Annotated in this window: 23 protein-coding genes; 17 read left to right on the top strand and 6 right to left on the bottom strand. The window is 59.9% G+C overall.

The genetic code is table 11. The features are described from left to right. Position 1: 1 nt before the first annotated feature. The 5 genes from P3T18_RS31800 to P3T18_RS31780 all read left to right on the top strand — a co-directional run bounded on the left by P3T18_RS31800 (position 2) and on the right by P3T18_RS31780 (position 5,644). A complete protein-coding gene (locus tag P3T18_RS31800; RefSeq protein ID WP_429303936.1) occupies positions 2 to 841 on the top strand; it encodes an ABC transporter permease in 840 nt (279 codons plus the stop codon). A gap of 146 nt (positions 842 to 987) precedes the next feature. Beyond that, positions 988 to 2,052, top strand: a complete 1,065-nt coding sequence (locus tag P3T18_RS31795) for an OmpA family protein (RefSeq protein ID WP_429303935.1) — start codon at positions 988 to 990, stop codon at positions 2,050 to 2,052. A 63-nt stretch (positions 2,053 to 2,115) separates the two neighbouring features. Continuing rightward, positions 2,116 to 2,751: a response regulator gene (locus P3T18_RS31790; protein WP_429303934.1), complete on the top strand. Its 636-nt coding sequence runs from the start codon at positions 2,116 to 2,118 to the stop codon at positions 2,749 to 2,751. Between the two features lie 20 nt (positions 2,752 to 2,771). Next, positions 2,772 to 4,469, top strand: coding sequence for a sensor histidine kinase (locus tag P3T18_RS31785; RefSeq protein WP_429303933.1), 1,698 nt, complete (start codon positions 2,772 to 2,774; stop codon positions 4,467 to 4,469). Between the two features lie 8 nt (positions 4,470 to 4,477). After that, positions 4,478 to 5,644: a hypothetical protein gene (locus P3T18_RS31780; protein WP_429303932.1), complete on the top strand. Its 1,167-nt coding sequence runs from the start codon at positions 4,478 to 4,480 to the stop codon at positions 5,642 to 5,644. Between the two features lie 108 nt (positions 5,645 to 5,752). Here the strand turns inward: P3T18_RS31780 and acnA are convergent, their stop codons facing one another. From acnA to P3T18_RS31750, 6 genes are all read right to left on the bottom strand, one after another. Further along, positions 5,753 to 8,470, bottom strand: a complete 2,718-nt coding sequence (gene acnA / locus P3T18_RS31775; protein WP_429303931.1) for an aconitate hydratase AcnA — start codon at positions 8,468 to 8,470, stop codon at positions 5,753 to 5,755. Between the two features lie 40 nt (positions 8,471 to 8,510). After that, positions 8,511 to 9,962 carry a bifunctional 2-methylcitrate dehydratase/aconitate hydratase gene (locus tag P3T18_RS31770; protein WP_429303930.1) on the bottom strand — a complete coding sequence of 484 codons (1,452 nt, stop codon included), beginning with the start codon at positions 9,960 to 9,962 and terminating at the stop codon, positions 8,511 to 8,513. Between the two features lie 24 nt (positions 9,963 to 9,986). After that, complete coding sequence (locus P3T18_RS31765) at positions 9,987 to 10,490, bottom strand: hypothetical protein (protein WP_429303929.1); 504 nt, start codon at positions 10,488 to 10,490, stop codon at positions 9,987 to 9,989. Positions 10,491 to 10,594: 104 nt separating this feature from the next. After that, the gene (gene prpC, locus P3T18_RS31760; protein WP_429303928.1) at positions 10,595 to 11,782 is read right to left on the bottom strand and encodes a bifunctional 2-methylcitrate synthase/citrate synthase; all 1,188 of its coding nucleotides are present in this window, start codon (positions 11,780 to 11,782) and stop codon (positions 10,595 to 10,597) included. 148 nt (positions 11,783 to 11,930) lie between these two features. Then, complete coding sequence (locus P3T18_RS31755; protein WP_429303927.1) at positions 11,931 to 12,947, bottom strand: HpcH/HpaI aldolase/citrate lyase family protein; 1,017 nt, start codon at positions 12,945 to 12,947, stop codon at positions 11,931 to 11,933. A gap of 226 nt (positions 12,948 to 13,173) precedes the next feature. After that, positions 13,174 to 14,157, bottom strand: a complete 984-nt coding sequence (locus tag P3T18_RS31750; protein ID WP_169487260.1) for a malate dehydrogenase — start codon at positions 14,155 to 14,157, stop codon at positions 13,174 to 13,176. 502 nt (positions 14,158 to 14,659) lie between these two features. On the opposite strand from P3T18_RS31750, the gene P3T18_RS31745 reads away from it, so the two are divergent. From P3T18_RS31745 to asd, 12 genes are all read left to right on the top strand, one after another. Continuing rightward, a complete protein-coding gene (locus P3T18_RS31745; RefSeq protein ID WP_429303926.1) occupies positions 14,660 to 15,460 on the top strand; it encodes a GntR family transcriptional regulator in 801 nt (266 codons plus the stop codon). 157 nt (positions 15,461 to 15,617) lie between these two features. Continuing rightward, complete coding sequence (sdhC, locus tag P3T18_RS31740; protein WP_429303925.1) at positions 15,618 to 16,034, top strand: succinate dehydrogenase, cytochrome b556 subunit; 417 nt, start codon at positions 15,618 to 15,620, stop codon at positions 16,032 to 16,034. Between the two features lie 3 nt (positions 16,035 to 16,037). Further along, the gene (gene sdhD, locus P3T18_RS31735) at positions 16,038 to 16,406 is read left to right on the top strand and encodes a succinate dehydrogenase, hydrophobic membrane anchor protein (protein WP_429303924.1); all 369 of its coding nucleotides are present in this window, start codon (positions 16,038 to 16,040) and stop codon (positions 16,404 to 16,406) included. 4 nt (positions 16,407 to 16,410) lie between these two features. Further along, positions 16,411 to 18,186, top strand: a complete 1,776-nt coding sequence (sdhA, locus tag P3T18_RS31730; RefSeq protein ID WP_429303923.1) for a succinate dehydrogenase flavoprotein subunit — start codon at positions 16,411 to 16,413, stop codon at positions 18,184 to 18,186. Between the two features lie 24 nt (positions 18,187 to 18,210). After that, positions 18,211 to 18,915, top strand: a complete 705-nt coding sequence (locus P3T18_RS31725; RefSeq protein ID WP_074766662.1) for a succinate dehydrogenase iron-sulfur subunit — start codon at positions 18,211 to 18,213, stop codon at positions 18,913 to 18,915. Positions 18,916 to 18,995: 80 nt separating this feature from the next. Beyond that, the gene (locus tag P3T18_RS31720; RefSeq protein ID WP_429303922.1) at positions 18,996 to 19,268 is read left to right on the top strand and encodes a succinate dehydrogenase assembly factor 2; all 273 of its coding nucleotides are present in this window, start codon (positions 18,996 to 18,998) and stop codon (positions 19,266 to 19,268) included. Positions 19,269 to 19,340: 72 nt separating this feature from the next. Further along, positions 19,341 to 20,642 (top strand): citrate synthase, encoded by a 1,302-nt coding sequence (gltA, locus tag P3T18_RS31715; protein WP_429303921.1) that lies wholly within the window; start codon positions 19,341 to 19,343, stop codon positions 20,640 to 20,642. Between the two features lie 282 nt (positions 20,643 to 20,924). Beyond that, positions 20,925 to 22,334 (top strand): 3-isopropylmalate dehydratase large subunit, encoded by a 1,410-nt coding sequence (gene leuC / locus P3T18_RS31710; RefSeq protein ID WP_429303920.1) that lies wholly within the window; start codon positions 20,925 to 20,927, stop codon positions 22,332 to 22,334. 5 nt (positions 22,335 to 22,339) lie between these two features. Then, positions 22,340 to 22,498 (top strand): entericidin A/B family lipoprotein, encoded by a 159-nt coding sequence (locus P3T18_RS31705; RefSeq protein WP_028196115.1) that lies wholly within the window; start codon positions 22,340 to 22,342, stop codon positions 22,496 to 22,498. Positions 22,499 to 22,584: 86 nt separating this feature from the next. Next, positions 22,585 to 23,238, top strand: a complete 654-nt coding sequence (gene leuD / locus P3T18_RS31700) for a 3-isopropylmalate dehydratase small subunit (protein WP_429303919.1) — start codon at positions 22,585 to 22,587, stop codon at positions 23,236 to 23,238. A gap of 82 nt (positions 23,239 to 23,320) precedes the next feature. Then, positions 23,321 to 24,388 (top strand): 3-isopropylmalate dehydrogenase, encoded by a 1,068-nt coding sequence (gene leuB / locus P3T18_RS31695; RefSeq protein WP_429303918.1) that lies wholly within the window; start codon positions 23,321 to 23,323, stop codon positions 24,386 to 24,388. Positions 24,389 to 24,760: 372 nt separating this feature from the next. Next, positions 24,761 to 25,882, top strand: coding sequence for an aspartate-semialdehyde dehydrogenase (asd, locus tag P3T18_RS31690; RefSeq protein WP_429303917.1), 1,122 nt, complete (start codon positions 24,761 to 24,763; stop codon positions 25,880 to 25,882). The last annotated feature ends 56 nt before the right edge of the window (positions 25,883 to 25,938 follow it).

Below are 25,938 nucleotides of genomic sequence, written 5' to 3'. Positions count from 1 at the left end.
GATGAAACTTGCCAAACCTCTGTTTGCTCCTCATACGTCGCTGGTCGAGCGCGTCTGGTATTTCGCGCTGCGCGCGCTGGCCGTGCTCACGCTGCTCTATCTGATTCTGCCGGTGCTCGCGATCGTGCCGCTGTCGTTCTCGTCGAGCACGTTTCTCGTGTATCCGATTCCCGGTTGGTCGTTGCGTTGGTATCAGAACCTGCTCGCGTCCGATGAATGGCGCATGGCGGCGAAGAACAGCTTCATCGTGGCGCCGTCCGCCACCGTGGTGGCGACCGTGCTGGGCACGCTGGCGGCGATCGGCCTGACCAAGGCGAACTTCCGCGGCAAAGGGTTGCTGATGGCCGTCCTCATTTCGCCGATGATCGTGCCGGTGGTGGTGGTGGGCGTCGGCATGTACCTGTTTTTTGCGCCGCTCGGATTGGCCAATACGTATATCGGGCTGATTCTCGCGCACGCTTCGCTGGGCGTGCCGTTCGTGGTGACGACAGTCGCCGCGACCTTGCAAGGCTTCAACTACAACCTCGTGCGGGCGAGTTTGTCGCTCGGTGCGAACCCCGTCAAAACGTTTTTCCGCATCACGCTGCCGGTGATCGCGCCGGGCGTGATTTCCGGCGCGCTGTTCGCATTCGCGACATCCTTCGACGAAGTGGTGGTCACGCTTTTCCTGGCAGGCGCTGATCAAACGACCCTGCCGCGTCAGATGTTCACGGGCATCCGCGAAAACATCAGCCCGACCATTGCCGCGCTCGCGACCATTCTGATTGTCTTCTCCACGTGCCTGTTGCTCGCGCTGGAATGGTTGCGTGGCAGGAACGCTGCGCGAGCAGTGCGTGGCTAACGTTTCACCCTATGCCATCTGTCAGGCAGCGCGAGTTCTCGCGCTGCCGCTTCCCAGTGGATTCTAAGATTCTTCCCATTCCCCGCGTTGCTGCGTCTCGTCATACTCGGAACCTTCTCAAAAGATGAGCTCAACGCAGAAACCCCATGAAATTTCGGCTATCGATCCTGGCGATTTCGCTGGTCTTGTCAGGCTGTGCGGATCACGCCGCGCGAGAGCGTCTCGGCATTGAAGACGCGACCGTACTGAAGTCTGGCATCGGCGCGACACAAAACGACGCTGCGGGCGCGGCGAGCAAGCAATGGGTCGATACTTACGTGCCGATCGGCAGCAGTCGCTCCGCGCTGGATGCGTTGCAAAAGCGCCTCGATGTCGTCCCGGGCAACAAGAGTTCCTATTTTCACGCCAAGGCGCAATGCTGGATCGACGCCGGGAAGCAGGCTTCGCTGGCGCACGATCATTGGGGATTCGTCGAGGAAGCCATTGGACAAGCCGCAGTGCTTACCATGGGACTGGAGAAGGATACGCCGCTCTCCGCGGTCAATCCGCCTTTGCGCACGGTTTCGACGGTTCGTCCCGACTTGTGGACGATCGTGAACGCCATCAAGAGCGATCCGGCGCTTGCCGTTTGTCCTGAAGCGCAGAAGCCCCTCGCATGCGCGGAAGTCGAACTGATGCAGGCGGGACACGACGCATGGGTTCGCAACTTTCCCGGCGCGGAAAAGCAGTTGCCTGACGTTCAGGCGAAGTTGAAGGTGTCGGCCGAAACGGCGCTGCAATGTACGCATCCGGCCGCGCCGAAGGTCGTTCCCGCGGTCGCCGCGCCCGCACCTCAGAAGATCACGTTGCGCGCGGATTCGATGTTCAACTTCGACGGCGGCAACGAAGCAGCGATGCTGCCCGCGGGCAAACGGCGGCTCGATGCCGTGGCGGCTGGTCTGCGCACAGCGCCTTCTATCGAACGCCTGAAAGTCACCGGCTTTACCGATCCGTTGGGCTCTGTCGCGTATAACCAGAAGCTGTCTTTGCAGCGTGCGCAAACCGTCGCGCAATATCTCCGCAGCCATGGTGTGACGTTGCCGATTTCGGCTCAGGGTCAAGGCGAGGCAAATCAGCTCGTGAATTGCAATCGAACGAAACGTGACGAACTGGTGAAGTGTCTGGCGCCGAATCGACGCGTCGAAATCGAGTTTGTCGGCACCAAACGATAAAGAATCCAGGCGAGGGAAGTAAAAGTTCTCTCGCCATATCAGAATTTATTTAGGACTATGAATATGTCTACTATCTTAGTGGTCGACGATCATCCAGCTTTTCGATTGGTGATCAAGACGCAGCTCATGCAGTTGCTAGGCGTCGACGAAGTCATCGAAGCTGATAATGGGCAAACGGCAGTGGAATTGGTGCGGCAACACACGCCCAAACTGGCAATCCTTGATCTGGATATTCCTAGAATCAGCGGACTCGACGTAATTCCGCGTCTCAAACTGGCTCATCCGCCGCTCCGAGTATTGGTGCTATCGGGCCAGGACTCCGCCACGTTTGCTCCGCGTGCGATGCGATCGGGCGTGCACGGCTTCGTCGGCAAGGCACAGGAAATGAAGGAGATTCTGCGCGGCGTCGAAGCAGTGCTTGCTGGCTATACGGTGTTTCCGGTCATGGGCGGCGGGTCGAACGTCTCGCTGAATGGTGGCGCAGTGCGCGAAGAAGATCGGCTCGCTACGCTGTCGGACAAGGAAATCGTCATTCTGCAGATGTTGTCGAAGGGCATGTCCAATAAAGCGATCGGCGATGCGCTGTTTATGAGCGATAAAACCGTTAGTACTTACAAGAGCCGAATTCAGGAGAAGCTCGGGCTGTCGTCGTTGGCGGCGCTTATCGAGTTTGCGTCGATGCATCGGCTAATCGACTAATCTTGCGGGCCATAAATCAAATGAGCCTGCGTGCTTCCTCAACGCGTGTACGTCGGCGTGCACTGCGTCTATCTCATCATTCAGGGCTGGCGTCGATCCGCTTCGCCACCGTTTTGGGTTGCATCTTTGCGTTCGCGTTGCTCTGTGTGATTTCTATACGCGCCAATGCTGCATCGCTAACTGAAGATACACCACATCTCTCGTCGCTTGAGGCGGTTCAACCTGCGGCGCCGCTCGGCGCACGCGACGCTCTCGCGCAAGATGAACAGGCACGTCGGGCCACGCGTGTGCGCGATCGGTCGCCGGAAGACGCGTCATCAATTCATGATCACGGCGATAAGCGCAGTGAGCTGAATCAATCTGACGCGACGGAACACATCAGTAAGGTCGATCAGCAAGCGTGGCTTTTTGAGCTTGCAGCCCCAGCGGTCGTAGCGCTGGCCGGCGCATGTCTGTCTCGGGCGGCGCTCAAGCGCGTCGTTGAAAAAAACGAACTCGTTGTCGACGAATGGGCGCGCAAGTGCGAAGCGGCGGAAGCGCGCGCAGAGGCCGCGCGAAGCGCCGCATCAACTGTGGCCCGAATCGCGGAGTCGCGAGAGCGCCTGCGTTTGCTAGGCGTTACGCGTGCTTATACCGAAGCGCCGCTAACGGCGATTGTCAGCTTGCTTGAGTCGGCGGAAATGGCCGGGACGGCGTCTGATCAACGCGTAGAGTTGCGGGTGATTCAGTGCGCTGTCAATACCTGGCGTCAAACGTTGCACGATATTCTGGATGCCTCACCTTTGGCGTCGCGCTCTTTTGTTTTCGATGAAAGCGATACCAATGTTAGGGACGTCGTGCAAGGCGTCATTGCGTTGCTGACGCCATCGGCAGAGCAACGTGGGTTGCGTCTAAATTCAAACGTCGACGAGAAGGTTGCCGATTGGGTAATTGCTGATAGTGCTCGTCTCGGTCAGATGTTTTTTCATCTCCTCAACCGGGCAATTGTTGCGGGTACAAACGGTGATGTTGCAATAGTCGTTAGGGCCGTCCCTTTAAATCTGGGTTCACAACGGATTTCTCTCGAAGTAGTTAAAGGCGGAAACGAAACACTTCAACCGTCGCAGCGATCATTGTTCGATGCTGAAAGCGATCAATTTCACGTTGATAATTCACCGGATGAAGTGGACACCTGCTTGCCGTTATGTCGACTGCTAGTGCAGCGCATGCGAGGCGAGCTGTCCGTGGGAAGCGCGACGCAGGCCGGTACAACCGCAAGCTTCAGCGCTTCTTTCCCGATCGGTCGAATGAACGGCGCCGAGACTGAATCGCGTAATTCCCGCGCTCCATTGTTTGCCGCAACGGCGCAGTCGCAGGTTGGGACGGAAAACGCGCCGTCCGAACCTTTTGAGCGTAGTTATCTTCATGCGCTCGCGGAAGAAGGAATCAATCTCGACACGTTTCTGAATGGCTGGCGTCATTCGATGGACGACGATCTGAAGCAGCTCAATACATTGAATGAGCAGCATAATATCGACGGTCAGCGATCGGCGTTGCACAGATTGAGTGGCGCGGTCAGTCTTGTGGGCGCGCGTAGTTTAATGGAAGCGTTAAGACTCGCCAGCGTCGCACCGCTGGATGATGGCGCTGAAACGATCGGACCTCTTGTAACGCGAGCCAGGACGTTGATCTCGCAACTTGACGCGTCGATCGAATCGGAACGGAGCACCGTACAATGAGTCGACCTTTGGCCCTGATCGAAGGCAATCTGGCGATTCCGAAGCCTCGGCCTTTTGATGGCTTGCCGCCGCCCTTTGGCACGCGTGCCCGCGAGGTGGCAATTGGCAAACAGAGTGCGATGCAACGGGAAGAAGCGCCAGTACAGGTCGCGGCTCAGCAAGCATTCAAGGAAGCCGCAGAACAAAAGTCACCGGTGGCGCCACGCAATTCGTTCCCGCCTGGCGTTCGTCATTTTTTGTTCTACAAGCTGCCTGTGCGTCGTCCGGATACACATCGATTCGACGCGGCGATGGCGGAGGCCAAGCGATATCTGGAAATGGGAAAGACTCGGCCGCGCTCGTCGCGGACGGACTACGTCATCGGGGCAACGATTTTTGTCGGTTGCAGTATCGCGTTGGCCTGGTTGCTGGCGACTTGCACCATGCGAGACGCCGATAAGCCGACACAAATGGCGAAGGCAGCCAAGCCGGCTATCGCAGCGGCCGTCGCTGAGGCCACGGCTGAGCATCGCAAGCAACCGCTCACATCCACACCGCTTGCGTCCAGCGTTGCGCAGAAGGTGATACCAATGGCTAGTATGGCGTCGAAGATCACGCCGCCACCAACGGTCACGAGTTCGATGGAGACAAAGCTCGCGGTCGCCAGCGCGACGGAAAACGTTGAAAAGACGCCCAAAGTCTCCGCTCTCTCGGATTTCGCAGTTAAAGCGGTCACGCCTTCGCAGACAAGCCGCATGCCGCGAACCATCGCCAACGCGAAATCGCCCACTGCGCTACGCGAGCCGCATTCGTCCCAGGTACAGCACGCCGCTCAGCAGTCCACCGCACGAACCACGGCTCGTGATGTTTCGCTCAGGCATTTGACGAAGCAGGATTACCAACCCGTGGTCGAGGGCGTGTCCAAGGCTCAGATAGATTCACGCGTGGCGCTCAACCGTACCACCAGTCCGATGAAGGAATCGAATATTTCGAATCCTGTGGCGTCGAATGTGCGAAATGCACAAGCCGAGGAGAAAATCGAACTGGAAACGTGGCGCAGGTGGGCGCAGCAGCAACGCACCCAGGTCACGACGCGAGCAGCAACGGAGTCCGATTGGAACGCGCGAATGACGCAGCGTCGTATTACCGACAATCCCGAGGCGTTTAACGCAGGCGCTGCACCGGCGCATCAATAAAAAAAAGCCCGGCCTGAGCCGGGCTTCCAAAGTCGGCTGCGCCCTCCACAGGACGCAGCCCCTGCAAAACATCTAGCAGTTACTGCATGCTTTCGCGAATCGCCTGGCTTAAGCGGCCAGCAGCGAACGCAACACGAACGGCAGAATGCCGCCGTGCTTGTAGTAATCGACTTCGATCGGTGTGTCGATGCGCAGCAGAACCGGCACGCGCTTCTCCTTGCCGTCCTTGTCGCGGATCACCAGCGTCACTTCCTGTTGCGGCTTGAAGTCGCTGCCAAGTCCTTCCACGTCAAACGTTTCTTCGCCGGTGATGCCGAGCGATTGCACGCTGTCCGAGCCCTTGAACTGCAGCGGCAGAACGCCCATGCCGACCAGGTTCGAACGGTGAATCCGTTCGAAGCTGCGTGCGACCACGGCCTTCACGCCCAGCAATTGCGTACCCTTTGCAGCCCAGTCGCGCGACGAGCCCGTGCCGTACTCTTCGCCCGCGAACACCACGGTCGGCGTGCCGGCGTCGATGTACTTCATCGCCGCATCGTAGATCGACAGTTGTTCGCCGCTCGGCTGATGAATCGTCAGGCCGCCTTCCACACGCGTGCCGTCTGCCTTCGCCGGGATCATCAGGTTCTTGATCCGGACGTTGGCGAACGTGCCGCGCATCATCACGTCGTGGTTGCCGCGACGCGAGCCGTAGCTGTTGAAGTCGGCCTTCTGCACGCCGTTTTCCTTCAGCCACTTGCCTGCCGGCGAATCTTCCTTGATCGAACCAGCCGGGCTGATGTGGTCGGTCGTGACCGAGTCACCGAAGATGCCCAGCGCGCGTGCGTTGGTCACGGCGGCGATGCTGTCGGCCGGCGTCATCGAGAAATCGCTGCCGAAGAACGGCGGCTCGGCGATGTACGTCGACTTCGGCCAGTCGTAGACCTGACCTTCTTCACCCTCGATCTTGCTCCACAGGTCGCCCTTCTTGGTCAGCGCCGAGTAGTTCTTGCGGAACGCGTCTGCGTCCAGTGCGAACTTGAGCAGCGCGTTGACTTCTTCGCTGGTCGGCCAGATGTCGCCAAGGTAGATGTCCTTGCCGCCCTTGCCCTTGCCGACGGGTTCCGTCATCAGGTCGCGCGTGATGTTGCCTGCAATAGCGTAAGCAACGACCAGCGGCGGCGATGCCAGGAAGTTGGCGCGGATGTTCGGGTGAATACGCGCTTCGAAGTTACGGTTGCCGGACAGCACGGCTGCCGCGACGATGTCGTTCTTCACGATCGCTTCGTTCAGTTCCGGCGTCAGATCGCCCGCGTTGCCGATACAGGTCGTGCAACCATAAGCAGCCAGCGTGAAACCGAGCTTGTCGAGGTAGGGCAGCAGACCCGTCTTCGTCAGGTATTCCGTGACGATACGCGATCCCGGAGCCAGCGAAGTCTTGATATGCGGAGCGACCGTCAGGCCGGCTTCCACGGCCTTCTTCGCGAGCAGGCCGGCAGCCAGCAGCACGCTCGGGTTCGACGTGTTCGTGCACGACGTGATGGCGGCAATCAGGATGTCGCCGTTCTTCACGTCGACGCCGTTGCTCGTCGTGTATTGCGCTTCCAGATCCGCTTCTTTCTTTGCAAAGCCGTTTTCTGCCACCGGCTTCGAGAACAGATCGCTGAACGTCGACTTCACGTGACCGATTTCGATACGGTCTTGCGGGCGCTTCGGACCTGCCAGCGACGGCGTGACCGTGCCGAGATCCAGCGTCACGACTTTCGTGTAGTCGATCTGACCGGACTTCGGAATACCGAACAGGCCTTGTGCCTTGAAGTAGTTTTCGAAGGCCGAGATTTCGGCTTCCGTGCGGCCCGTGCCCTTGAAATAGTCGATGGTTTTTTCGTCGACCGGGAAGAAGCCCATGGTCGCACCGTATTCCGGCGCCATGTTACCGATCGTTGCGCGGTCCGGCAGCGACAGCGACGCCGTGCCTTCGCCGAAGAACTCGACGAACTTGCCGACGACCTTTTCCTTGCGCAGCAGTTCGGTGACGGTCAGAACCAGGTCGGTTGCCGTCAGGCCTTCGCGCAGCTTGCCCTTCAGTTCGACGCCCACCACGTCCGGCGTCAGGAAGTACACCGGCTGGCCGAGCATGCCGGCTTCGGCTTCGATACCACCCACGCCCCAGCCCACCACGCCGATACCGTTGATCATGGTGGTGTGGCTGTCGGTGCCGACCAGCGAATCCGGGTAGTAGACCGTGTCCGCGCCTTCGGCCTTCTTGTGGACGCCGCGTGCCAGATATTCCAGGTTCACCTGGTGAACGATACCGACGCCCGGCGGCACGACCTTGAACGTATCGAATGCCTGCATGCCCCACTTCATGAACTGGTAGCGCTCGTTATTACGCTGGAATTCCAGTTTCATGTTCAGGTCGAGCGCGTTCTTTTCGCGGAAGTGATCGATCTGTACCGAGTGATCCACCACGAGATCGACCGGGACCAGCGGTTCGATCGACTTCGGATCCTTGCCCATGTGCTTTGCGACACCGCGCATTGCAGCGATGTCGGCGAGCAGCGGCACGCCGGTGAAATCCTGCAGCACGACGCGCGACACCACGAACGGAATTTCGTCGACGCGTGCGGCGGTCGGCTTCCAGTTCGCGAGTTGCTCGATGTGTTCTTCGGCGATCTTCTTGCCGTCGTAGTTACGCAGCACCGATTCCAGCACGATACGGATCGAAACCGGCAGGCGGTCGATCTTGATGTCCAGCGCCTTGCCGAGTTGCGGCAGGGAGTAGAACTTGCCTTTGCCGGAACCGCTGTCGAATTCCTTGAGCGTTTTGTGGAGGTTGTGGGCCATGGTGTTTTCCTTGGTTTGATCGCGGAACTACAGTACTTGACTAGATGACGTACAAATCGACGTACTCATTGACCGGCATGGCTTCGAGCCTTGCCTGATCCAGCGACACGTCGAGAATCGCCCGTTGTTGCCTGATCGGAAAATGCCGCGCGAGATTGGTCTTGAACTTCTCGACCAGCAACGGAATGCCTTCTTCGCGACGTCGCTTGTGACCGATCGGGTATTCGACTACGACTTCCTCGAACGTCGACCCGTCGTTGAATTCGATCGTAATGGCATTGGCGATCGAACGCTTCTCCGGATCGTGATAATCCTTCGTGAACTGCGGGTCTTCGATACATTCCATTTTGCCGCGCAACGCGTCGATACGTGCGTCCCGCGCCATCGCATCTTCGTAATCCGCCGCCGTCAGACGGCCGTGGATCAGCGGCACGGCGACCATGTACTGAATGCAATGATCGCGGTCGGCCGGATTGCTCAGCGGACCTTTCTTGTCGATGATGCGAATCGCCGCCTCGTGCGTGCGGATCGTGATCTTGCGGATGTCTTCCACGCGCCTGCCGGTTGCGGCGAGTTGCGAGTGCAGGGCCATGGCCGCTTCCACCGCCGTCTGGGCGTGGAATTCAGCCGGAAACGAGATCTTGAACAACACGTTTTCCATCACGTACGAACCGTACGGACGCTGGAACCGGAACGCGTTGCCCTTGAACAGGACGTCGTAAAAGCCCCACGTCTTTGCCGTCAGCACCGACGGATAGCCCATCTCGCCGGTTTTTGCGATCAACGCGAGCCGCACGGCGCGTGAGGTGGCGTCGCCCGCCGCCCACGACTTGCGCGAACCGGTGTTCGGCGCGTGACGATACGTACGCAGCGCGTGTCCGTCGACGAACGCCTGTGACACCGCGTCGATCAATTCCTCGCGATTCAAACCGATCAACTGACCGACCACCGCGGTGCTCGCCAGCTTGACCAGCAGCACATGATCGAGCCCAACCTTGTTGAAGGAGTTCTCGAGTGCGAAACAGCCTTGAATTTCGTGCGCCTTGATCATGCCGATCAACACGTCTTTCATCGTCAGCGGCGCTTTGCCCGCTGCGATGGCGCTGCGCGAGAGCCAGTCGGCTGTCGCCAGAATGCCGCCCAGGTTATCCGACGGATGACCCCACTCCGCGGCAAGCCAGGTGTCGTTGAAGTCCAGCCAGCGGATCATGGCGCCGATGTTGAACGCCGCCTGGACCGGGTCCAGCTGGAACGACGTGCCGGGCACCTTCGCGCCGTTGGGGACGATCGTGCCCGGCACGATCGGTCCCATCAGCTTGGTGCAGGCCGGGTAGGTCAACGCCTCGAGTCCGCAGCCGAGCGTATCGATCAGGCAGTTACGCGCGGTTTCCAGCGCGAGCGTGCTGTCGATCGGGAATTCCAGAACGTAATCGACGATATCGACCAGGACCTGGTCCGGATCGGGTCGTACGTTGGAAATCGGAGCGGACATCGGGGAGTTTTCCTGATGTAACGATTAGTTCGTCTTGTTGATCGCGTTCGATTGCGTCGGTGCCGGTGCGCCTTCCACCATCGCTGCCGTCTTGCACTCGTCGGCCAGACGCGAGCTGTCCTTGTCCGAGAACAGCATTGCCTTCGTCGGGATCACGACGAGGTCCATGCCCGTTGCTGCGTCGTGGAAACGGTCTGCGCCCGTGGTGGTGGCTTCGCGCGGCAGATTGTAGTTTTTGTTCGCCCAGTGAACCGTGACGATCTGGTCACGCTTCATGTCGCCTTTCAGTTCGAAGGACAGGCCTTCGTTGCAGGACCACTTTTCTGCGCCGTCCGGTACCGGATCGACCTTCGCTTCCTTGGCCGGGTTGGCCTTGCGCTTGATCAGGCGACGCGGCTGCGGCTTCTTCGGCACGGCCTTGGCGGCGGGCTTCGTGGTGGTCGCCGTTTGCGCGGCGGCGTCAGTCGCGACGGTCAGCATCGTCGTGGACAGGGCGCCAATCACGGCGGCGATCATCAGCTTTTTCATGGAGAAAACCTTTCTATCTAATTTCAGTTGACCAATTCGCGGGCTACCGGTCCTGGCGACCGCGAGGGTTGAACTGCACGCGCTTCGAAAGCGCACAGCGACCGCTATTTTCTCCTATTTAGCGGCACGAACTTCAAATTCTCAGGTCCGGTGTAATTCGCACTCGGACGGATGATCTTGTTATCGACCCGCTGCTCGATGATGTGCGCGCTCCAGCCGGCCGTGCGGGCAATCACGAAGAGCGGCGTGAACATCGCCGTCGGCACGCCCATCATGTGATACGAGACCGCGCTGAACCAGTCGAGATTCGGGAACATCTTCTTCGCTTCCCACATCACCGACTCCAGCCGCTCGGCGATGCTGAAGAGCTTCGTGTTGCCCGCTTCCTTCGAGAGCTTCTTCGCGATGTCCTTGATGACCTTGTTGCGCGGGTCGGAGATCGTGTACACCGGATGACCGAAGCCGATCACCACTTCCTTGTTCTCGACGCGTTTGCGAATGTCCGCTTCGGCTTCGTCCGCGTTCTGGTAGCGCGACTGAATCTCGAACGCGACTTCGTTGGCGCCGCCGTGCTTCGGACCGCGCAGCGCGCCGATCGCGCCGGTGATGGCCGAGTACATGTCCGATCCCGTGCCCGCAATCACGCGGCCGGTGAAGGTCGAGGCGTTGAATTCGTGCTCGGCGTACAGGTTCAGCGACACGTGCATCGCGTCGACCCACGCCTTCGACGGCTCCGTGCCGTGCAGCAGATGCAGGAAGTGGCCGCCGATCGAGTCGTCGTCGGTTTCCACTTCGATGCGCTTGCCGTTGTGCGAGTAGTGATACCAGTACAGCAGCATCGAGCCGAGCGAGGCCATCAGCTTGTCGGCGATATCGCGCGCGCCCGGCAGGTTGTGGTCGTCTTTCTCGGGCAGCACGGTGCCGAGCACCGAGACACCGGTGCGCATCACGTCCATCGGATGCGCTGCGGCCGGAATCCATTCCAGCGCGGCTTTCACGTTGGCGGGCAGGCCGCGCATGCCCTTGAGCTTCGTTTTATAGGCCGTGAGTTCGGCCGCGGTCGGCAGCTTTTCGTGGACCAGCAGGTAAGCGATTTCCTCGAACTCGCAGGCGCCCGCGATATCAAGAATGTCGTAGCCACGGTAATGCAGATCGTTGCCGGTCTTGCCGACCGTGCACAACGCCGTGTTGCCCGCGGTCACGCCGGACAGCGCGACGGACTTTTTGGGTTTGAAGCCGCTCTTTGAACCGTCCTCGCCTGGCGCACCAGCGGTTTGCGTCGTCTCGCTCATCTCCCGCAATCTCCTTTGTGCCTGCTTGTTGATTCTGCTTGAACCGCGTGTCGATCCGCGGCATGAACTGCCTCTTCGAAACCTGGTAGCACGCCGCCCGACGCGTTCGCGCCGGCCGTCACGCCAACCGCCGCATTGACCGGCATGCTCATGACGTAGCGTGTCCGTTAGTACCCACTTTCGTGAAGAGCGGCGCGGATTCTTGAGGAACGTGGCGTCCAGTGGATTGCGCGCGACGCAGCACCGACCAGTAATAGCGATAGCTCGCGCGGTCGTGCAAGGTGTCGTGATAGCGCGTGGGACCCCATTGCGCGGACTGCGCGGCCAGCAGAATTTCCGTAGCCGTGACGATTTCCTCGTCGCGCGGCGCAAAAGCGGCAACGATCGCCTCGATCTGCGCCGGGTGAATGCTCCACATCCGCGTATAGCCGAACTCGTTGCGGGCGCGCGCGGCGTCGTTCGCCACCACGCTCATGTCGCGCACTTCGGTGCTGACGTTATGCGACGGCACTTTGCCGTACGCATGACATGCCGCCGAAATCTCGAGTTTTGCGCGGCGCACCAGCGGGTGATCGAATTGACCGGGCGAGCGCATGGCCGTATCGGGAATCGCGCCGTCGTGCGCGGAAACGAAGTCCATCAGGCCGAAACTCAGGGCTTCGACGCCCGGCAGCGCGGCCAGTTCGAACACACGCGTCAACGCGCCGTGCGTCTCGACCAGCAATTGAACCGGCACCGGCCGATCGATGCCGAGTTCGCGCCGCGTTGCCTCGATGAAGGCGACCATTTCGGCGGCGTCGGGCACGTTACGGATTTTCGGCAGGGTGATGTAAGCGGGCGCTCGCTTCGCCGCTCGCAGAATGAGGCGCACGTCGTCGCGCCAGTGCGGGTGATCGAAGTCGTGGATCCGTACGCCGACCCGGCCAAAGCGATCGTGTTCGCTGCCGAGAAGCGACGCCACCAGCGCGGCGTGTTCCGCCTCGTGGCCAACCTGGGCGCCGTCTTCGCAGTCGAGGGTAATGTCGAACACCGGTCCCAGTTGCTGCTGCAATGAAAGCGATTTCAGCATCAGCTTCTCGCTGCCGGCGTAGTGATCGCAGGCAGGCAGCACAGCGGGCGGCACTTCGCCGTCAAACAGCACTTCGGCGGGGGTGAGGGCGCGCATCTTCGGCGTCAGGATTGTGGGTGGTCTGGTGAGTGAGTCGGATTCGGACGCGTTCTACGGCGTTCAATGAGGCATGACGCAAAACGCGTTCGGATCAGAGGCGAATACTGACACGACAAATTGCACAGTGAACTGCACTTTTGTGAAACGTATCGGCGTTCGCATGTAAAAAACCGGAACCCGCTGCGGTGAAGCGACGGAGTTCCGGTTTATCGGCATGAAAGGCTTAGCCGAGCAGATGTTGAACGCCTTCGCGCTCTTCCAGCAGTTCGTTCAGCGTGCCGTCCATCTTTTCGCGCGAGAACGCGTCGATTTCCAGGCCTTCGACGCGCTTGTATTCGCCGTTTTCGCAGGTAACCGGCACGCCGTAGATGATGTCTTCAGGAATGCCGTACGAGCCGTCCGACGGGATACCCATCGTGACCCACTTGCCGTTCGTGCCGAGCACCCAGTCACGCACGTGGTCGATCGCAGCATTAGCCGCCGACGCTGCCGACGACAGGCCGCGCGCTTCGATGATCGCTGCGCCGCGCTTGCCGACGGTCGGGATGAACGTGTTGCGGTTCCATTCTTCGTCGTTGATCAGCTTGGTCAGGTCTTGACCTTCGGCCGTTGCAACGCGGAAGTCCGGGTACATGGTCGGCGAGTGGTTGCCCCACACAGCCAGCTTTTCGATCGAAGCGACCGGCTTGCCCGACTTGGCAGCCAGTTGCGACAACGCGCGGTTGTGGTCCAGACGCAGCATGGCGGTGAAGTTCTTCTTCGGCAGATCCGGTGCCGACTTCATGGCGATGTAAGCGTTCGTGTTGGCCGGGTTGCCGACCACCAGCACCTTCACGTCGCGGCTGGCGACTTCGTTCAGCGCCTTGCCCTGAACCGTGAAGATTTCGGCGTTTGCCGACAGCAGGTCTTTACGCTCCATGCCTTTCGAGCGCGGACGTGCGCCGACCAGCAGAGCGACGTCGGCGTCTTTGAACGCGACCTTCGGATCGTCGGTGATCACGACGCCCGACAGCAGCGGGAATGCGCAATCATCCAGTTCCATCACGACGCCTTTGACGGCGCCTTGCGCTTGCGGCAGGTCGAGCAGTTGCAGGATAACCGGCTGATCCTTGCCGAGCAGGTCGCCATTGGCGATGCGGAACAGCAGGGAGTAAGCGATTTGACCTGCGGCGCCGGTGACGGCAACGCGCTTTGCGGGCTTAGCCATTGAGAAATCTCCAGGACGATGCGTTAGACGCTAGGGAAAACGCCATTCTATATGCGCGTTCAGCGAAGCGTTGTGAAACACGGCGGAATTAACTGTTCGCGTACGGCATCGGAATCCGCCGAAGCCGTGCGGCGCGCTGCGGCAATACCGCCGTGCCGGAAACCTGTAATGCTGAGCGGGGCGGGACATGAGGCGCCGGGAAGCCGCTGCACGGTGCGGGCTCCTGCAAACAGCGCGTTTCGGCAAGCGTCGGACCAGCGAATGGCGGCGAATCGAAACCTGGACTGCGTGGGAACAGCATGGTGCAGAGTGGCTGCCGGTGCAATACGGCACTGTGTTGCGTAGCGCAAAACAGGTGCCCAAAACCCCGCAAACCCTTGCTCGACAAGGAGTGTAGGAGTCGATTCGATCAAAGTCAACATTATCTTATGTCTTATATAAGACACATCTATTGCGGGGAAAACCCTAGACGCAACCGGGCCGTTTATGATGAAATGCGCGGATGACTGCGAACCCGGCGAACACCACCAATCCCAACGGCCAAGGGGCCGCGGGCGAAGGTGTACCTGCCGGCGCGCCTGCTACTTCGCCTACTTTCAGTCCGCTGTATCAGCAGATCAAGGGCTTGATTACGCAAAGCCTCGAAAGCGGTGAATGGAAGCCTGGCGAGATCATTCCTAGTGAAGTCGAATTGGCGGCCAGATACAAGGTCAGTCAGGGAACCGTGCGCAAAGCGATCGACGAACTCGCCGCCGACAACCTGCTGGTGCGCCGCCAGGGCAAGGGTACTTTTGTTGCGACGCACAATGAGGATCGCGCCCAGTTTCGCTTCCTGAGATTACTGGCCGATGACGGCGCGGAACATCCGCACGTCAGCCGTCTGCTCGAATGCCGGCGCTTGCGCGCTTCGGCGGACATCGCCCGCCAGCTCGATCTGAAGGCCGCCGATCCCGTGGTGCTCATCAAACGCTTGCTGCAGTTCGACGGCGAAGTCACCGTGCTCGACGAGATCTGGTTGCCTGGCGCAGTGTTTCGCGGACTCACGCTCGAGCGGCTGTCGGAGTATAAAGGTCCTCTCTACGCCATGTTCGAGACGGAATTCGGTACGCGCATGATTCGCGCCACGGAGAAAATCCGTGCGGTCGCGGCAGATCCGGCGGTGGCCGATCTGCTGCATGTGCCGGCGGGTTTTCCGCTGTTATCGGTCGAGCGCGTGTCCTATACCTATGGGGACCGGCCGGTCGAAGTGCGGCGAGGTTGGTATGTCACAACCGGGTATTACTATCAGAACGATCTAAGTTGAATCGGGCTGAACGAAGGCGCTGCGTCCCACATGCGCGCCTGTTCAAAGGCGCCTTTATCGCGCGTGCTGTAACGGACCTGTCGTGGTTTTCGCTGCAGCGCGATATAAAAAGGCGCTAAAATTGCGGATTAGTGTGACTACATAGTAGGGGTCTAGCATGGCTGAAGCCGTAAAAAAACCGAGGCCGGAATTCCGGAACATCGGTATCGGGCAGATATTGACGGCGTACCGTCTCCCACTAGCGGGGCGTGTGTCGATTCTCCATCGCGTGAGCGGTGGTCTGCTTTTTGTTTTTCTTCCGTTCCTGCTGTACCTCTTCGATCAGAGCCTGACTTCCGAACTTAGTTTCGAAGTCTTCAAAGGTTTTCTCTCCAATATCGTCGTCAAGCTGATCACGCTCGTTCTGGCGTGGGCCTTCCTGTTTCACTTCTGCGCCGGCGTTCGTCACCTGGTGATGGACACGAACCACAACGCAGTCACGAAGGAAAAGGGCAAGTCGACCTCCATCGTGGTTCTCGTCGTGTCGTCGCTGCTCACCCTTGCATTCGCGGCAAAACTGTTCGGAGCATTCTAAAAAATGTCAGCTAATAACCGAATCGGTTCGAAGCGTCTCGTCGTGGGCGCGCATTACGGTCTGCGCGACTGGCTGGCACAGCGCATCACCGCCGCCATCATGGCAATCTACACCGTCATCCTGCTCGCCTGGTTCTTCGGCGCGCACGATTTCTCGTACGACGGCTGGGCGTCGATCTTCGCCACGCAATGGATGAAGCTCGCCACGTTCGTCACGCTGCTTTCGCTGTTCTATCACGCGTGGGTCGGTATCCGCGACATCTGGATGGACTATGTGAAGCCCGTTGGCGTGCGCCTGTTGCTTCAGGCACTGACGATCGTCTGGCTGCTCGCGAGTGCGGGCTACGCTGCGCAGATTCTCTGGAGAGTGTAAAAGAATGGCTGCAATCAAGAATTCTCTGCCGCGTCGCAAGTTTGACGTGGTTATCGTCGGCGCAGGCGGCTCGGGGATGCGCGCTTCGCTGCAACTCGCGCGCGCCGGCTTGTCGGTTTGCGTGCTGTCGAAGGTGTTCCCGACGCGTTCGCACACGGTCGCGGCGCAGGGCGGCATCGGCGCATCGCTCGGCAACATGAGCGAAGACAACTGGCATTACCACTTCTACGACACGATCAAGGGTTCCGACTGGCTCGGCGACCAGGACGCGATCGAGTTCATGTGCCGCGAAGCACCGAACGCCGTCTACGAACTGGAACACATGGGCATGCCGTTCGACCGCAATGCGGACGGCACGATCTACCAGCGTCCGTTCGGCGGCCACACGGCCAACTACGGCGAGAAGCCGGTGCAACGCGCTTGCGCGGCGGCTGACCGTACCGGTCACGCGCTGCTGCACACGCTGTATCAGCAGAACGTCGCGGCCAAGACGCAGTTCTTCGTCGAATGGATGGCGCTGGATCTGATCCGCGACGCCGAAGGCGACGTGCTCGGCGTGACCGCGCTGGAAATGGAAACCGGCGACGTCTACATTCTCGAAGGCAAGACCACGCTGTTCGCCACGGGCGGCGCGGGTCGCATCTTCGCGGCGTCCACGAATGCGTTCATCAACACGGGTGACGGCCTGGGCATGGCCGCGCGTTCGGGCATCGCACTGCAAGACATGGAATTCTGGCAATTCCACCCCACCGGCGTGGCCGGCGCGGGCGTGCTGATTACCGAAGGCGTGCGCGGCGAAGGCGGCATTCTGCGTAACTCGAACGGCGAGCGTTTCATGGAACGCTACGCGCCGACCCTGAAGGATCTGGCGCCGCGCGACTTCGTTTCGCGTTCGATGGACCAGGAAATCAAGGAAGGCCGCGGCGTGGGTCCGAACAAGGATCACGTGCTGCTCGACCTGTCGCACATCGGCGCCGAGACGATCATGAAGCGTCTGCCGTCGATCCGCGAAATCGCCATGAAGTTCGCGAACGTCGATTGCATTAAAGAGCCGATCCCGGTCGTGCCGACCATCCACTATCAGATGGGCGGTATCCCGACCAATATCCACGGCCAGGTCGTGGGTACGTCGAAGGGTCACGAAGACCCGGTCAACGGTTTCTACGCAGTGGGCGAATGCTCGTGCGTGTCGGTGCACGGTGCGAACCGTCTCGGCACGAACTCGCTGCTCGACCTGGTGGTGTTCGGCCGCGCGGCCGGTAACCACATCGTCAAGCACGTGCGGGAAATCAAGAATCACAAGCCGCTGCCGGCAGATGCCGCCGACTTCGCGCTTTCGCGTCTGGACAAGCTGGACAAGTCGTCGTCGGGCGAATACACGCAGAACGTCGCCAACGACATCCGCGCCACGATGCAGGCTCACGCCGGCGTGTTCCGCACGTCCGAATTGCTGGCGAAGGGTGTGGAGCGCATTCGTGAAGTGGCCGAACGCGTCGACAATATCCATCTGAAAGACAAGTCGAAGGTGTTCAACACGGCTCGCGTCGAAGCGCTGGAAGTGGCGAACCTGATCGAAGTGGCCCGCGCCACGATGGTCTCGGCCGAAGCGCGTAAGGAAAGCCGTGGCGCGCACGCGCAAAACGACTTCGAGCATCGCGACGACGAAAACTGGATGCGCCATACGCTGTGGTTCAGCGAAGGCGATCGCCTCGACTACAAGCCGGTTCATATGCAACCGCTGACGGTCGAATCGGTTCCGCCGAAAGCGCGGACGTTCTAAGGCACAAGTCAAAGGAATTCAGAAATGGCCAAGCGTATATTTGAAATCTATCGCTACGATCCGGACAAGGACGCAGCGCCGCGCATGCAAACGTACGAGATCGACATCGACTCGCATGAACGCATGCTGCTCGACGCGCTTCTCAAGCTGAAGGCAGTTGACGAAACCTTGTCGTTCCGTCGCTCGTGCCGTGAAGGCGTGTGCGGTTCGGACGCAATGAACATCAACGGCAAGAACGGTCTGGCGTGTCTCACGAACCTGAACGATCTGCCGCAAAAAATCGTGCTGCGTCCGCTGCCGGGCTTGCCGGTCATTCGTGACCTGATCGTCGACATGACGAACTTCTTCAACCAGTATCATTCGATCAAGCCGTATCTGATCAACGATACGCCGCCGCCGGAAAAAGAACGTCTGCAGTCGCCGGAAGAACGGGACGAGCTGGACGGTCTCTACGAATGTATCCTGTGCGCCAGCTGCTCGACTTCGTGCCCGAGCTTCTGGTGGAATCCGGACAAGTTCGTCGGCCCGGCAGGTCTGTTGCAAGCCTACCGTTTTATCGCGGACAGCCGTGACGAAGCAACCGGCGAGCGTCTCGACAACCTGGAAGACCCGTACCGTCTGTTCCGTTGCCACACCATCATGAATTGCGTCGACGTTTGCCCGAAGGGCCTGAACCCGACCAAGGCGATTGGCAAGATCAAGGAATTGATGGTTCGTCGTGCTGTTTAATGTGAAGCCTCTACGCTTCCTGTCGTGCGCGGTCCCTTTGCGGGGCAACCGCTACGTCGGGAAGCGGTCCGGCGACTGACATGCAAGAAACCTCGCATCAATCCGACCCTCTCCGCCGCGCGCGCCTGCGTTGGCGTGCGCGGCGGGGCCTGCTGGAAAACGATCTGATCTTTGAACGTTTTTTCAGCCGATATGAGCATGACCTCAGCGACGCCGATGTGGGCGCACTTACCCGCCTGCTCGAGCTGAGCGATAACGACCTGATGGACTTGCTGCTCGCGCGCAAGGAACCGGAAGGCGACCTTGCCGACCCGGATGTAATTCGGCTTCTGGAGCTGCTGCGCGAAGCTTGAACGCTGCAAGGCCGCTGTTCCAGGCGTGCAATTATCGAAACCCTGTTTCTATACTTCGATTGAGGATGTGCTATGACCCCGTCAGATGTTAAAGCCACGCTATCGTTCAGCGACAATTCGCCGAGCGTTGAAATGCCGATTTATAAGGGCACTCTCGGCCCGGACGTGATCGACATCCGCAAACTGTACGGCCAGACCGGCAAGTTCACGTACGACCCGGGCTTCATGTCGACGGCGGCTTGCAACTCGGCGATCACCTACATCGACGGCGACAAGGGCGAGCTGCTGTATCGCGGCTACCCGATCGACAACCTCGCAGAAAACGCCGACTTCCTCGAAACCTGCTATCTGCTGCTCAAGGGCGAACTGCCGAACGAGCAACAGAAAGAAGAGTTCGTGAACACCGTCACGAAGCACACGATGGTTCACGAGCAGATGCACTTCTTCTTCCGCGGTTTCCGTCGCGACGCACACCCGATGGCGATTCTGGTGGCTGCGGTCGGCGCGCTGTCGGCGTTCTATCACGACTCGCTCGACATCAACAATCCGCGTCACCGTGAAGTCTCGGCTATTCGCATGATCGCGAAGCTGCCGACGCTGGTTGCCATGGCGTACAAGTACAGCATCGGCCAGCCGTTTGCGTACCCGAAGAACGACCTGTCGTACAGCGCGAACTTCATGCACATGATGTTCTCGAACCCGTGCGAAGAGTACAAGGTCAACGACGTGCTGGTGCGCGCACTCGACCGTATCCTCATCCTGCACGCCGACCACGAACAGAATGCCTCCACCTCCACGGTGCGTCTGGCAGGTTCGTCGGGCGCAAACCCGTTCGCGTGTATCGCAGCAGGTATCGCCTGTCTGTGGGGCCCGGCGCACGGCGGTGCGAACGAAGCCGCGCTGAACATGCTCGAAGAAATCGGCTCGGTCGACAACATTCCTGAGTTCATCAAGCAGGTGAAGGACAAGAACTCGGGCGTGAAGCTGATGGGCTTCGGTCACCGTGTCTACAAGAACTACGACCCGCGCGCCAAGCTGATGCGTGAAACCTGCCACGAAGTGCTGGAAGAGCTGGGTCTGCACGACGACCCGCTGTTCAAGCTGGCCATGGCACTGGAAAAGATCGCACTGGAAGACGAATACTTCGTGTCGCGCAAGCTGTACCCGAACGTTGACTTCTACTCGGGCATCGTGCAGCGCGCTCTGGGCATCCCGACCTCCATGTTCACGTGTATCTTCGCGATGGCACGTACGGTGGGCTGGATTGCACAGTGGAACGAAATGATCGCCGATCCGGAGCAGAAGATTGGCCGTCCGCGTCAGCTGTTCATCGGCGACACGCAACGCGAAGCGAAGCCGATCTCGCAACGCTAAGCAGGGTGTGGCTGGATCGTAGATCCCGTCGCGCAATGCAGTAGCCGCAGTCGTTTAAAAAAGCCCCAACGGCCCAAGCCGTCGGGGCTTTTTGTTTGGGTCGCGTATTACCTGGGCGACGCACGGCCGCGTGCCGGGTGGCGCTAATACAGGTATCGGCACTACCACCCAACCCACTGTTTTTTATCGGTTTTTTCCCTTGGGTGGTAGCCCAATGCGCGGTTCTGCGTGGCATAATCGACCGACACAGTCAGCCCGCAGTCAATACTATCCCCGCATACCATGGCACAGACTCTCTACGACAAATTGTGGAACACCCATGTGGTCCACACGGAAGAAGACGGTACGACGATTCTCTACATCGACCGTCAACTGCTGCACGAAGTCACCAGCCCGCAGGCGTTCGAAGGCCTGAAGCTGGCTCAGCGTCCGGTGTGGCGCATCAGCGCGAACCTGGCGGTGTCCGATCACAACGTTCCCACCACAGACCGTAGTCACGGCATTGCCGACCCGGTCTCGAAGCTGCAGGTGGACACGCTCGACTCGAACTGCGACGCCTATGGCATCACGCAGTTCAAGATGAACGATCTGCGTCAGGGCATCGTGCACATCATCGGGCCGGAGCAGGGCGCCACGCTGCCGGGCATGACCATCGTTTGCGGCGATTCGCATACGTCCACGCACGGCGCGTTCGGCGCGCTGGCGCACGGCATCGGCACCTCGGAAGTCGAGCACGTGCTGGCCACGCAAACGCTCTTGCAGAAAAAGAGCAAGAACATGCTGGTGAAGGTCGAAGGTGCGCTGCCGCGCGGCTGCACGGCGAAAGACATCGTGCTCGCGATCATCGGCAAGATCGGCACGGCAGGCGGCACGGGCTACGCGATCGAGTTCGGTGGTTCGACCATTCGTGCGCTGTCCATGGAAGGCCGCATGACCGTCTGCAACATGGCAATCGAAGCAGGCGCGCGCGCCGGCATGGTCGCCGTAGACGACACGACCGTCGAATACCTCAAGGGCCGTCCGTTCTCGCCGGAAGGCGTCGAGTGGGATCACGCCGTCGAATACTGGAAGCAGTTCAAGTCGGACGAAGGCGCGCAGTTCGACCGCGTGGTCGAACTGAATGCCGCGGAAATCGTGCCGCAAGTCACGTGGGGCACGTCGCCGGAAATGGTCACCGCCATCGACGGTCGCGTGCCGGATCCGGAACGCGAGAAAGACCCGGTCAAGCGCGACGCCATGGAGCGCGCGCTGAAGTACATGGCGCTGGAGCCGAATGCCCCGATCGAGTCGATCAAGCCGGATAAAATCTTCATTGGCTCGTGCACCAACGCGCGCATTGAAGACATTCGCGCCGCGGCTTACGTCGTCAAGAAGCTCGGCCGCCGCGTCGCGCCGAACATCCGTCTGGCCATGGTCGTACCGGGCTCGGGACTGGTGAAGGCGCAGGCGGAGCGTGAAGGCCTGGACAAGGTCTTTACGGACGCCGGTTTCGAATGGCGTGAGCCAGGTTGCTCGATGTGTCTCGCGATGAACGCCGACCGGCTGGATCCGGGCGAGCGTTGCGCGTCCACGTCGAATCGTAATTTCGAAGGTCGTCAGGGCGCCGGTGGCCGTACGCACCTCGTGAGCCCCGCGATGGCTGCGGCTGCGGCCATCGAAGGGCATTTCGTCGATATTCGCAAGCTTGGATAAATCGCATGATGAAGAACATGAATCGCACCACTCTATTGCGCCGCTTCGCACTCGGGACGCTGGCCGGGCTACTGCTCGGTCTGGCCGGATGCAACACGGTGCACGGATTCGGCGAGGACATGTCGCACCTCGGCAATTCGATCAGCAATCACGCTGACAAATAAGCGGTTTTTGATTTTTGCCGGCAGTACGCGTGGTGGCTTTCCCGCCGCCACGCGCCTGGCCCGGACTTGAAACAGGCGCAAGCGTCATGGATAAATTCATCGTACACACCGGCGTCGTGGCGCCGCTCGATCGCGAAAACGTCGACACCGACGCGATCATTCCGAAGCAATTCCTGAAGTCGATCAAGCGCACCGGTTTCGGCCCGAACGCTTTCGACGAATGGCGCTATCTCGATCACGGCGAGCCGGGTCAGGATAATTCGAAGCGCCCGTTGAATCCGGATTTCGTGCTGAACCAGCCGCGTTATCAAGGCGCCTCGATCCTGCTGACGCGCCAGAATTTCGGCTGCGGCAGTTCGCGCGAGCACGCGCCTTGGGCGCTGCAGCAATACGGCTTCCGCGCGATCATCGCGTCGAGTTTTGCCGACATCTTTTACAACAACTGCTTCAAGAACGGCGTGTTGCCGATCGTACTGACCGAGCAGCAGGTCGACCATCTGTTCAACGAAACGTACGCGTTCAACGGTTTCAAGCTGACCATCGACCTCGAAGCGCAAGTCGTGCGCACGTCCGACGGCGGCGCTGAATATCCGTTCGAGGTTGCCGGTTTCCGCAAGTATTGCCTGCTGAACGGCTTCGACGACATCGGCCTCACGCTGCGTCACGCGGACAAGATTCGCCAGTTCGAAGCCGAGCGGATCGCGAAGCAACCGTGGCTGGCTCACCGCATCGTCGGGTGAAATTGAAAACAGGGCGGCTGCCGGGTTTCGCGCCGCGCTGGTTCAGGCTCAATCATCACGAAGAAATCATCAAGGAATTCGCATGAAGATCGCAGTCTTGCCGGGTGACGGCATCGGTCCCGAAATCGTTAAAGAGGCCGTCAAGGTCCTGAACGTGCTTGGCGAAAAGTTCGAACTCGAAGAAGCGCCGGTTGGCGGCGCGGGCTACGAGGCGAAGGGTCACCCGCTGCCCGACTCGACTCTGGCGCTGGCAAAAGAAGCCGACGCTATTCTGTTCGGCGCCGTCGGCGACTGGAAATACGACAAGCTCGAGCGCGCACTGCGTCCGGAGCAGGCCATTCTCGGTTTGCGCAAGCATCTCCAACTGTTCGCGAACTTCCGTCCGGCCATCTGCTATCCGCAACTCACGGGCGCTTCGTCGCTGAAGGAAGAGATCGTTTCGGGTCTGGACATCCTGATCGTGCGCGAACTCAATGGCGACATTTACTTCGGTTCGCCGCGCGGCGTGCGCGAAGCGCCGGACGGCCTGTTCGCCGGCGCGAAAGAAGGCTTCGACACGATGCGTTACTCGGAACCCGAAGTGCGCCGCATCGCGCACGTCGCGTTCCAGGCAGCGCAAAAGCGCGACAAGCGCCTGACGTCGGTCGACAAATCCAACGTGCTGGAAACGTCGCAGTTCTGGAAAGACGTGATGATCGACGTCTCGAAAGAATACGCAGACGTCGAGCTGTCGCACATGTACGTGGACAACGCGGCCATGCAACTGGTGAAGGCGCCGAAGTCGTTCGACGTGATCGTCACCGGCAACATGTTCGGCGACATTCTGTCCGACGAGGCCGCGATGCTGACGGGCTCGATCGGCATGCTGCCGTCTGCTTCGCTCGACAAGAACAACAAGGGCTTGTACGAGCCGTCGCATGGCTCCGCACCGGACATCGCCGGTAAGGGCGTGGCCAATCCGCTGGCAACGATCCTGTCCGCCGCCATGATGCTGCGTTACTCGCTGAACAAGGCTGAGCAGGCAGACCGCATCGAGAACGCGGTGAAAAAGGTGCTGGAACAGGGCTTCCGTACCGGCGACATTCTTACGCCGGGTTGCAAGCAGGTCGGCACGGTGGCAATGGGCGACGCGGTCGTCGCGGCGCTCTAAGCCGCCCGGCTCGCGAGCGGTCATTCAGGTCGCCGAATAGTCTCTAAGCAGTCTTTAAAACGCGAATCGGCCTTCAAACAGGCCGATTCGCGCGTAATAAGGACGATTGCGGCAGTTGTTGAGGTCGCCGGATTCAGGTTTTCGTGTATATTGTAGCGATGGCGCAGATCTCCCAAATCTCCTCGATGTCCAACCTGCACGGCAAAACGGCCCGTGTGGTTGCACTCGCCATTACTATCAAAACGCGCACTAAATCGATTACCCCGAAAACGATCACGAAACGCTGATCGTCCGTCGTGCCCGCTCATCTTCCCCGCGCGGTCACTGCGGGCAAAGATGCGGGGAAGTTTCCATTTCGAAGGGTATGAAGTCATGAACGTAGGTCTCGTAGGTTGGCGCGGCATGGTCGGCAGCGTCCTGATGCAACGCATGCAGCAGGAAGGCGATTTCGACTTGATCGAACCGGTGTTTTTCAGCACCAGCAACGCGGGCGGCAACGCGCCGTCGTTCGCCAAAAACGAGACCAAGCTCAAAGATGCGACAAGCATCGAAGACCTGAAGAAGTGCGAAGCGATCATCTCGTGCCAGGGCGGCGACTACACGAATGAAGTGTTCCCGAAGCTGCGCGCGGCGGGCTGGAATGGCTACTGGATCGACGCGGCTTCGTCACTGCGCATGAAAGACGACGCGGTCATCATTCTCGATCCGGTCAACCTCGACGTCATCAAGAACGCGCTGGTCAAAGGTCAGAAGAATTTCATCGGCGGCAATTGCACGGTTAGCCTGATGCTGATGGCGCTGGGCGGCCTGTTCCGCGAAAACCTCGTCGACTGGATGACGGCCATGACGTATCAGGCGGCATCCGGCGCCGGTGCGCAGAACATGCGCGAGTTGCTGCAGCAAATGGGCACGCTGTATGGCTCGGCAAAGGAAGACCTGGCCGATCCGTCGTCGGCGATTCTCGATATCGACCGCCGCGTGCTCGCCGCCATGAACAGCGACCGCATGCCGACCGACAATTTCGGCGTGCCGCTCGCGGGCTCGCTGATTCCGTGGATCGACAAGGATCTCGGCAACGGCATGTCGAAAGAAGAATGGAAGGGCGGCGCGGAAACCAACAAGATTCTCGGCAAGCCGGCTATGGGCGCGCCGGGTTCGATTCCCGTCGACGGTCTGTGCGTGCGGATCGGCGCCATGCGCTGCCATTCGCAAGCACTGACCATCAAGCTGAACAAGGATGTGCCGCTCGACGAAGTGAACAGCATCCTCGCGTCGGGCAACGACTGGGTCAAGGTCGTGCCGAACGAGCGTGAAGCATCGATGCGCGATCTGTCCCCGGCCGTGGTCACCGGTACGCTGACGGTGCCGGTCGGCCGCGTGCGCAAACTGGCGATGGGCGGCGAATATCTGTCGGCATTTACGGTCGGCGATCAGCTGTTGTGGGGCGCTGCTGAACCGCTGCGTCGCATGCTTCGCATTGTGCTCGACAAGTAAAGTAAACTACGCGCTCACGACGCGTAGAAAACTCAAGAAGCGTCGCGCTTGCGCGG

Source organism: Paraburkholderia sp. GAS199, from assembly GCF_050436585.1.
GTDB lineage: Bacteria > Pseudomonadota > Gammaproteobacteria > Burkholderiales > Burkholderiaceae > Paraburkholderia.
This window is presented reverse-complemented; position numbering and strand designations above follow the sequence as displayed.

What these genes read in the sequence shown, in the direction of transcription:
- P3T18_RS31800 (WP_429303936.1), top strand. Translation starts at nt 2, where the DNA reads ATGAAACTTGCCAAACCTCTGTTTGCTCCTCATACGTCGCTGGTCGAG.
- P3T18_RS31795 (WP_429303935.1), top strand. Translation starts at nt 988, where the DNA reads ATGAAATTTCGGCTATCGATCCTGGCGATTTCGCTGGTCTTGTCAGGC.
- P3T18_RS31790 (WP_429303934.1), top strand. Translation starts at nt 2,116, where the DNA reads ATGTCTACTATCTTAGTGGTCGACGATCATCCAGCTTTTCGATTGGTG.
- P3T18_RS31785 (WP_429303933.1), top strand. Translation starts at nt 2,772, where the DNA reads ATGAGCCTGCGTGCTTCCTCAACGCGTGTACGTCGGCGTGCACTGCGT.
- acnA (WP_429303931.1), bottom strand. Translation starts at nt 8,470, where the DNA reads ATGGCCCACAACCTCCACAAAACGCTCAAGGAATTCGACAGCGGTTCC.
- P3T18_RS31770 (WP_429303930.1), bottom strand. Translation starts at nt 9,962, where the DNA reads ATGTCCGCTCCGATTTCCAACGTACGACCCGATCCGGACCAGGTCCTG.
- P3T18_RS31765 (WP_429303929.1), bottom strand. Translation starts at nt 10,490, where the DNA reads ATGAAAAAGCTGATGATCGCCGCCGTGATTGGCGCCCTGTCCACGACG.
- prpC (WP_429303928.1), bottom strand. Translation starts at nt 11,782, where the DNA reads ATGAGCGAGACGACGCAAACCGCTGGTGCGCCAGGCGAGGACGGTTCA.
- P3T18_RS31755 (WP_429303927.1), bottom strand. Translation starts at nt 12,947, where the DNA reads ATGCGCGCCCTCACCCCCGCCGAAGTGCTGTTTGACGGCGAAGTGCCG.
- P3T18_RS31750 (WP_169487260.1), bottom strand. Translation starts at nt 14,157, where the DNA reads ATGGCTAAGCCCGCAAAGCGCGTTGCCGTCACCGGCGCCGCAGGTCAA.
- P3T18_RS31745 (WP_429303926.1), top strand. Translation starts at nt 14,660, where the DNA reads ATGACTGCGAACCCGGCGAACACCACCAATCCCAACGGCCAAGGGGCC.
- sdhC (WP_429303925.1), top strand. Translation starts at nt 15,618, where the DNA reads ATGGCTGAAGCCGTAAAAAAACCGAGGCCGGAATTCCGGAACATCGGT.
- sdhD (WP_429303924.1), top strand. Translation starts at nt 16,038, where the DNA reads ATGTCAGCTAATAACCGAATCGGTTCGAAGCGTCTCGTCGTGGGCGCG.
- sdhA (WP_429303923.1), top strand. Translation starts at nt 16,411, where the DNA reads ATGGCTGCAATCAAGAATTCTCTGCCGCGTCGCAAGTTTGACGTGGTT.
- P3T18_RS31725 (WP_074766662.1), top strand. Translation starts at nt 18,211, where the DNA reads ATGGCCAAGCGTATATTTGAAATCTATCGCTACGATCCGGACAAGGAC.
- P3T18_RS31720 (WP_429303922.1), top strand. Translation starts at nt 18,996, where the DNA reads ATGCAAGAAACCTCGCATCAATCCGACCCTCTCCGCCGCGCGCGCCTG.
- gltA (WP_429303921.1), top strand. Translation starts at nt 19,341, where the DNA reads ATGACCCCGTCAGATGTTAAAGCCACGCTATCGTTCAGCGACAATTCG.
- leuC (WP_429303920.1), top strand. Translation starts at nt 20,925, where the DNA reads ATGGCACAGACTCTCTACGACAAATTGTGGAACACCCATGTGGTCCAC.
- P3T18_RS31705 (WP_028196115.1), top strand. Translation starts at nt 22,340, where the DNA reads ATGATGAAGAACATGAATCGCACCACTCTATTGCGCCGCTTCGCACTC.
- leuD (WP_429303919.1), top strand. Translation starts at nt 22,585, where the DNA reads ATGGATAAATTCATCGTACACACCGGCGTCGTGGCGCCGCTCGATCGC.
- leuB (WP_429303918.1), top strand. Translation starts at nt 23,321, where the DNA reads ATGAAGATCGCAGTCTTGCCGGGTGACGGCATCGGTCCCGAAATCGTT.
- asd (WP_429303917.1), top strand. Translation starts at nt 24,761, where the DNA reads ATGAACGTAGGTCTCGTAGGTTGGCGCGGCATGGTCGGCAGCGTCCTG.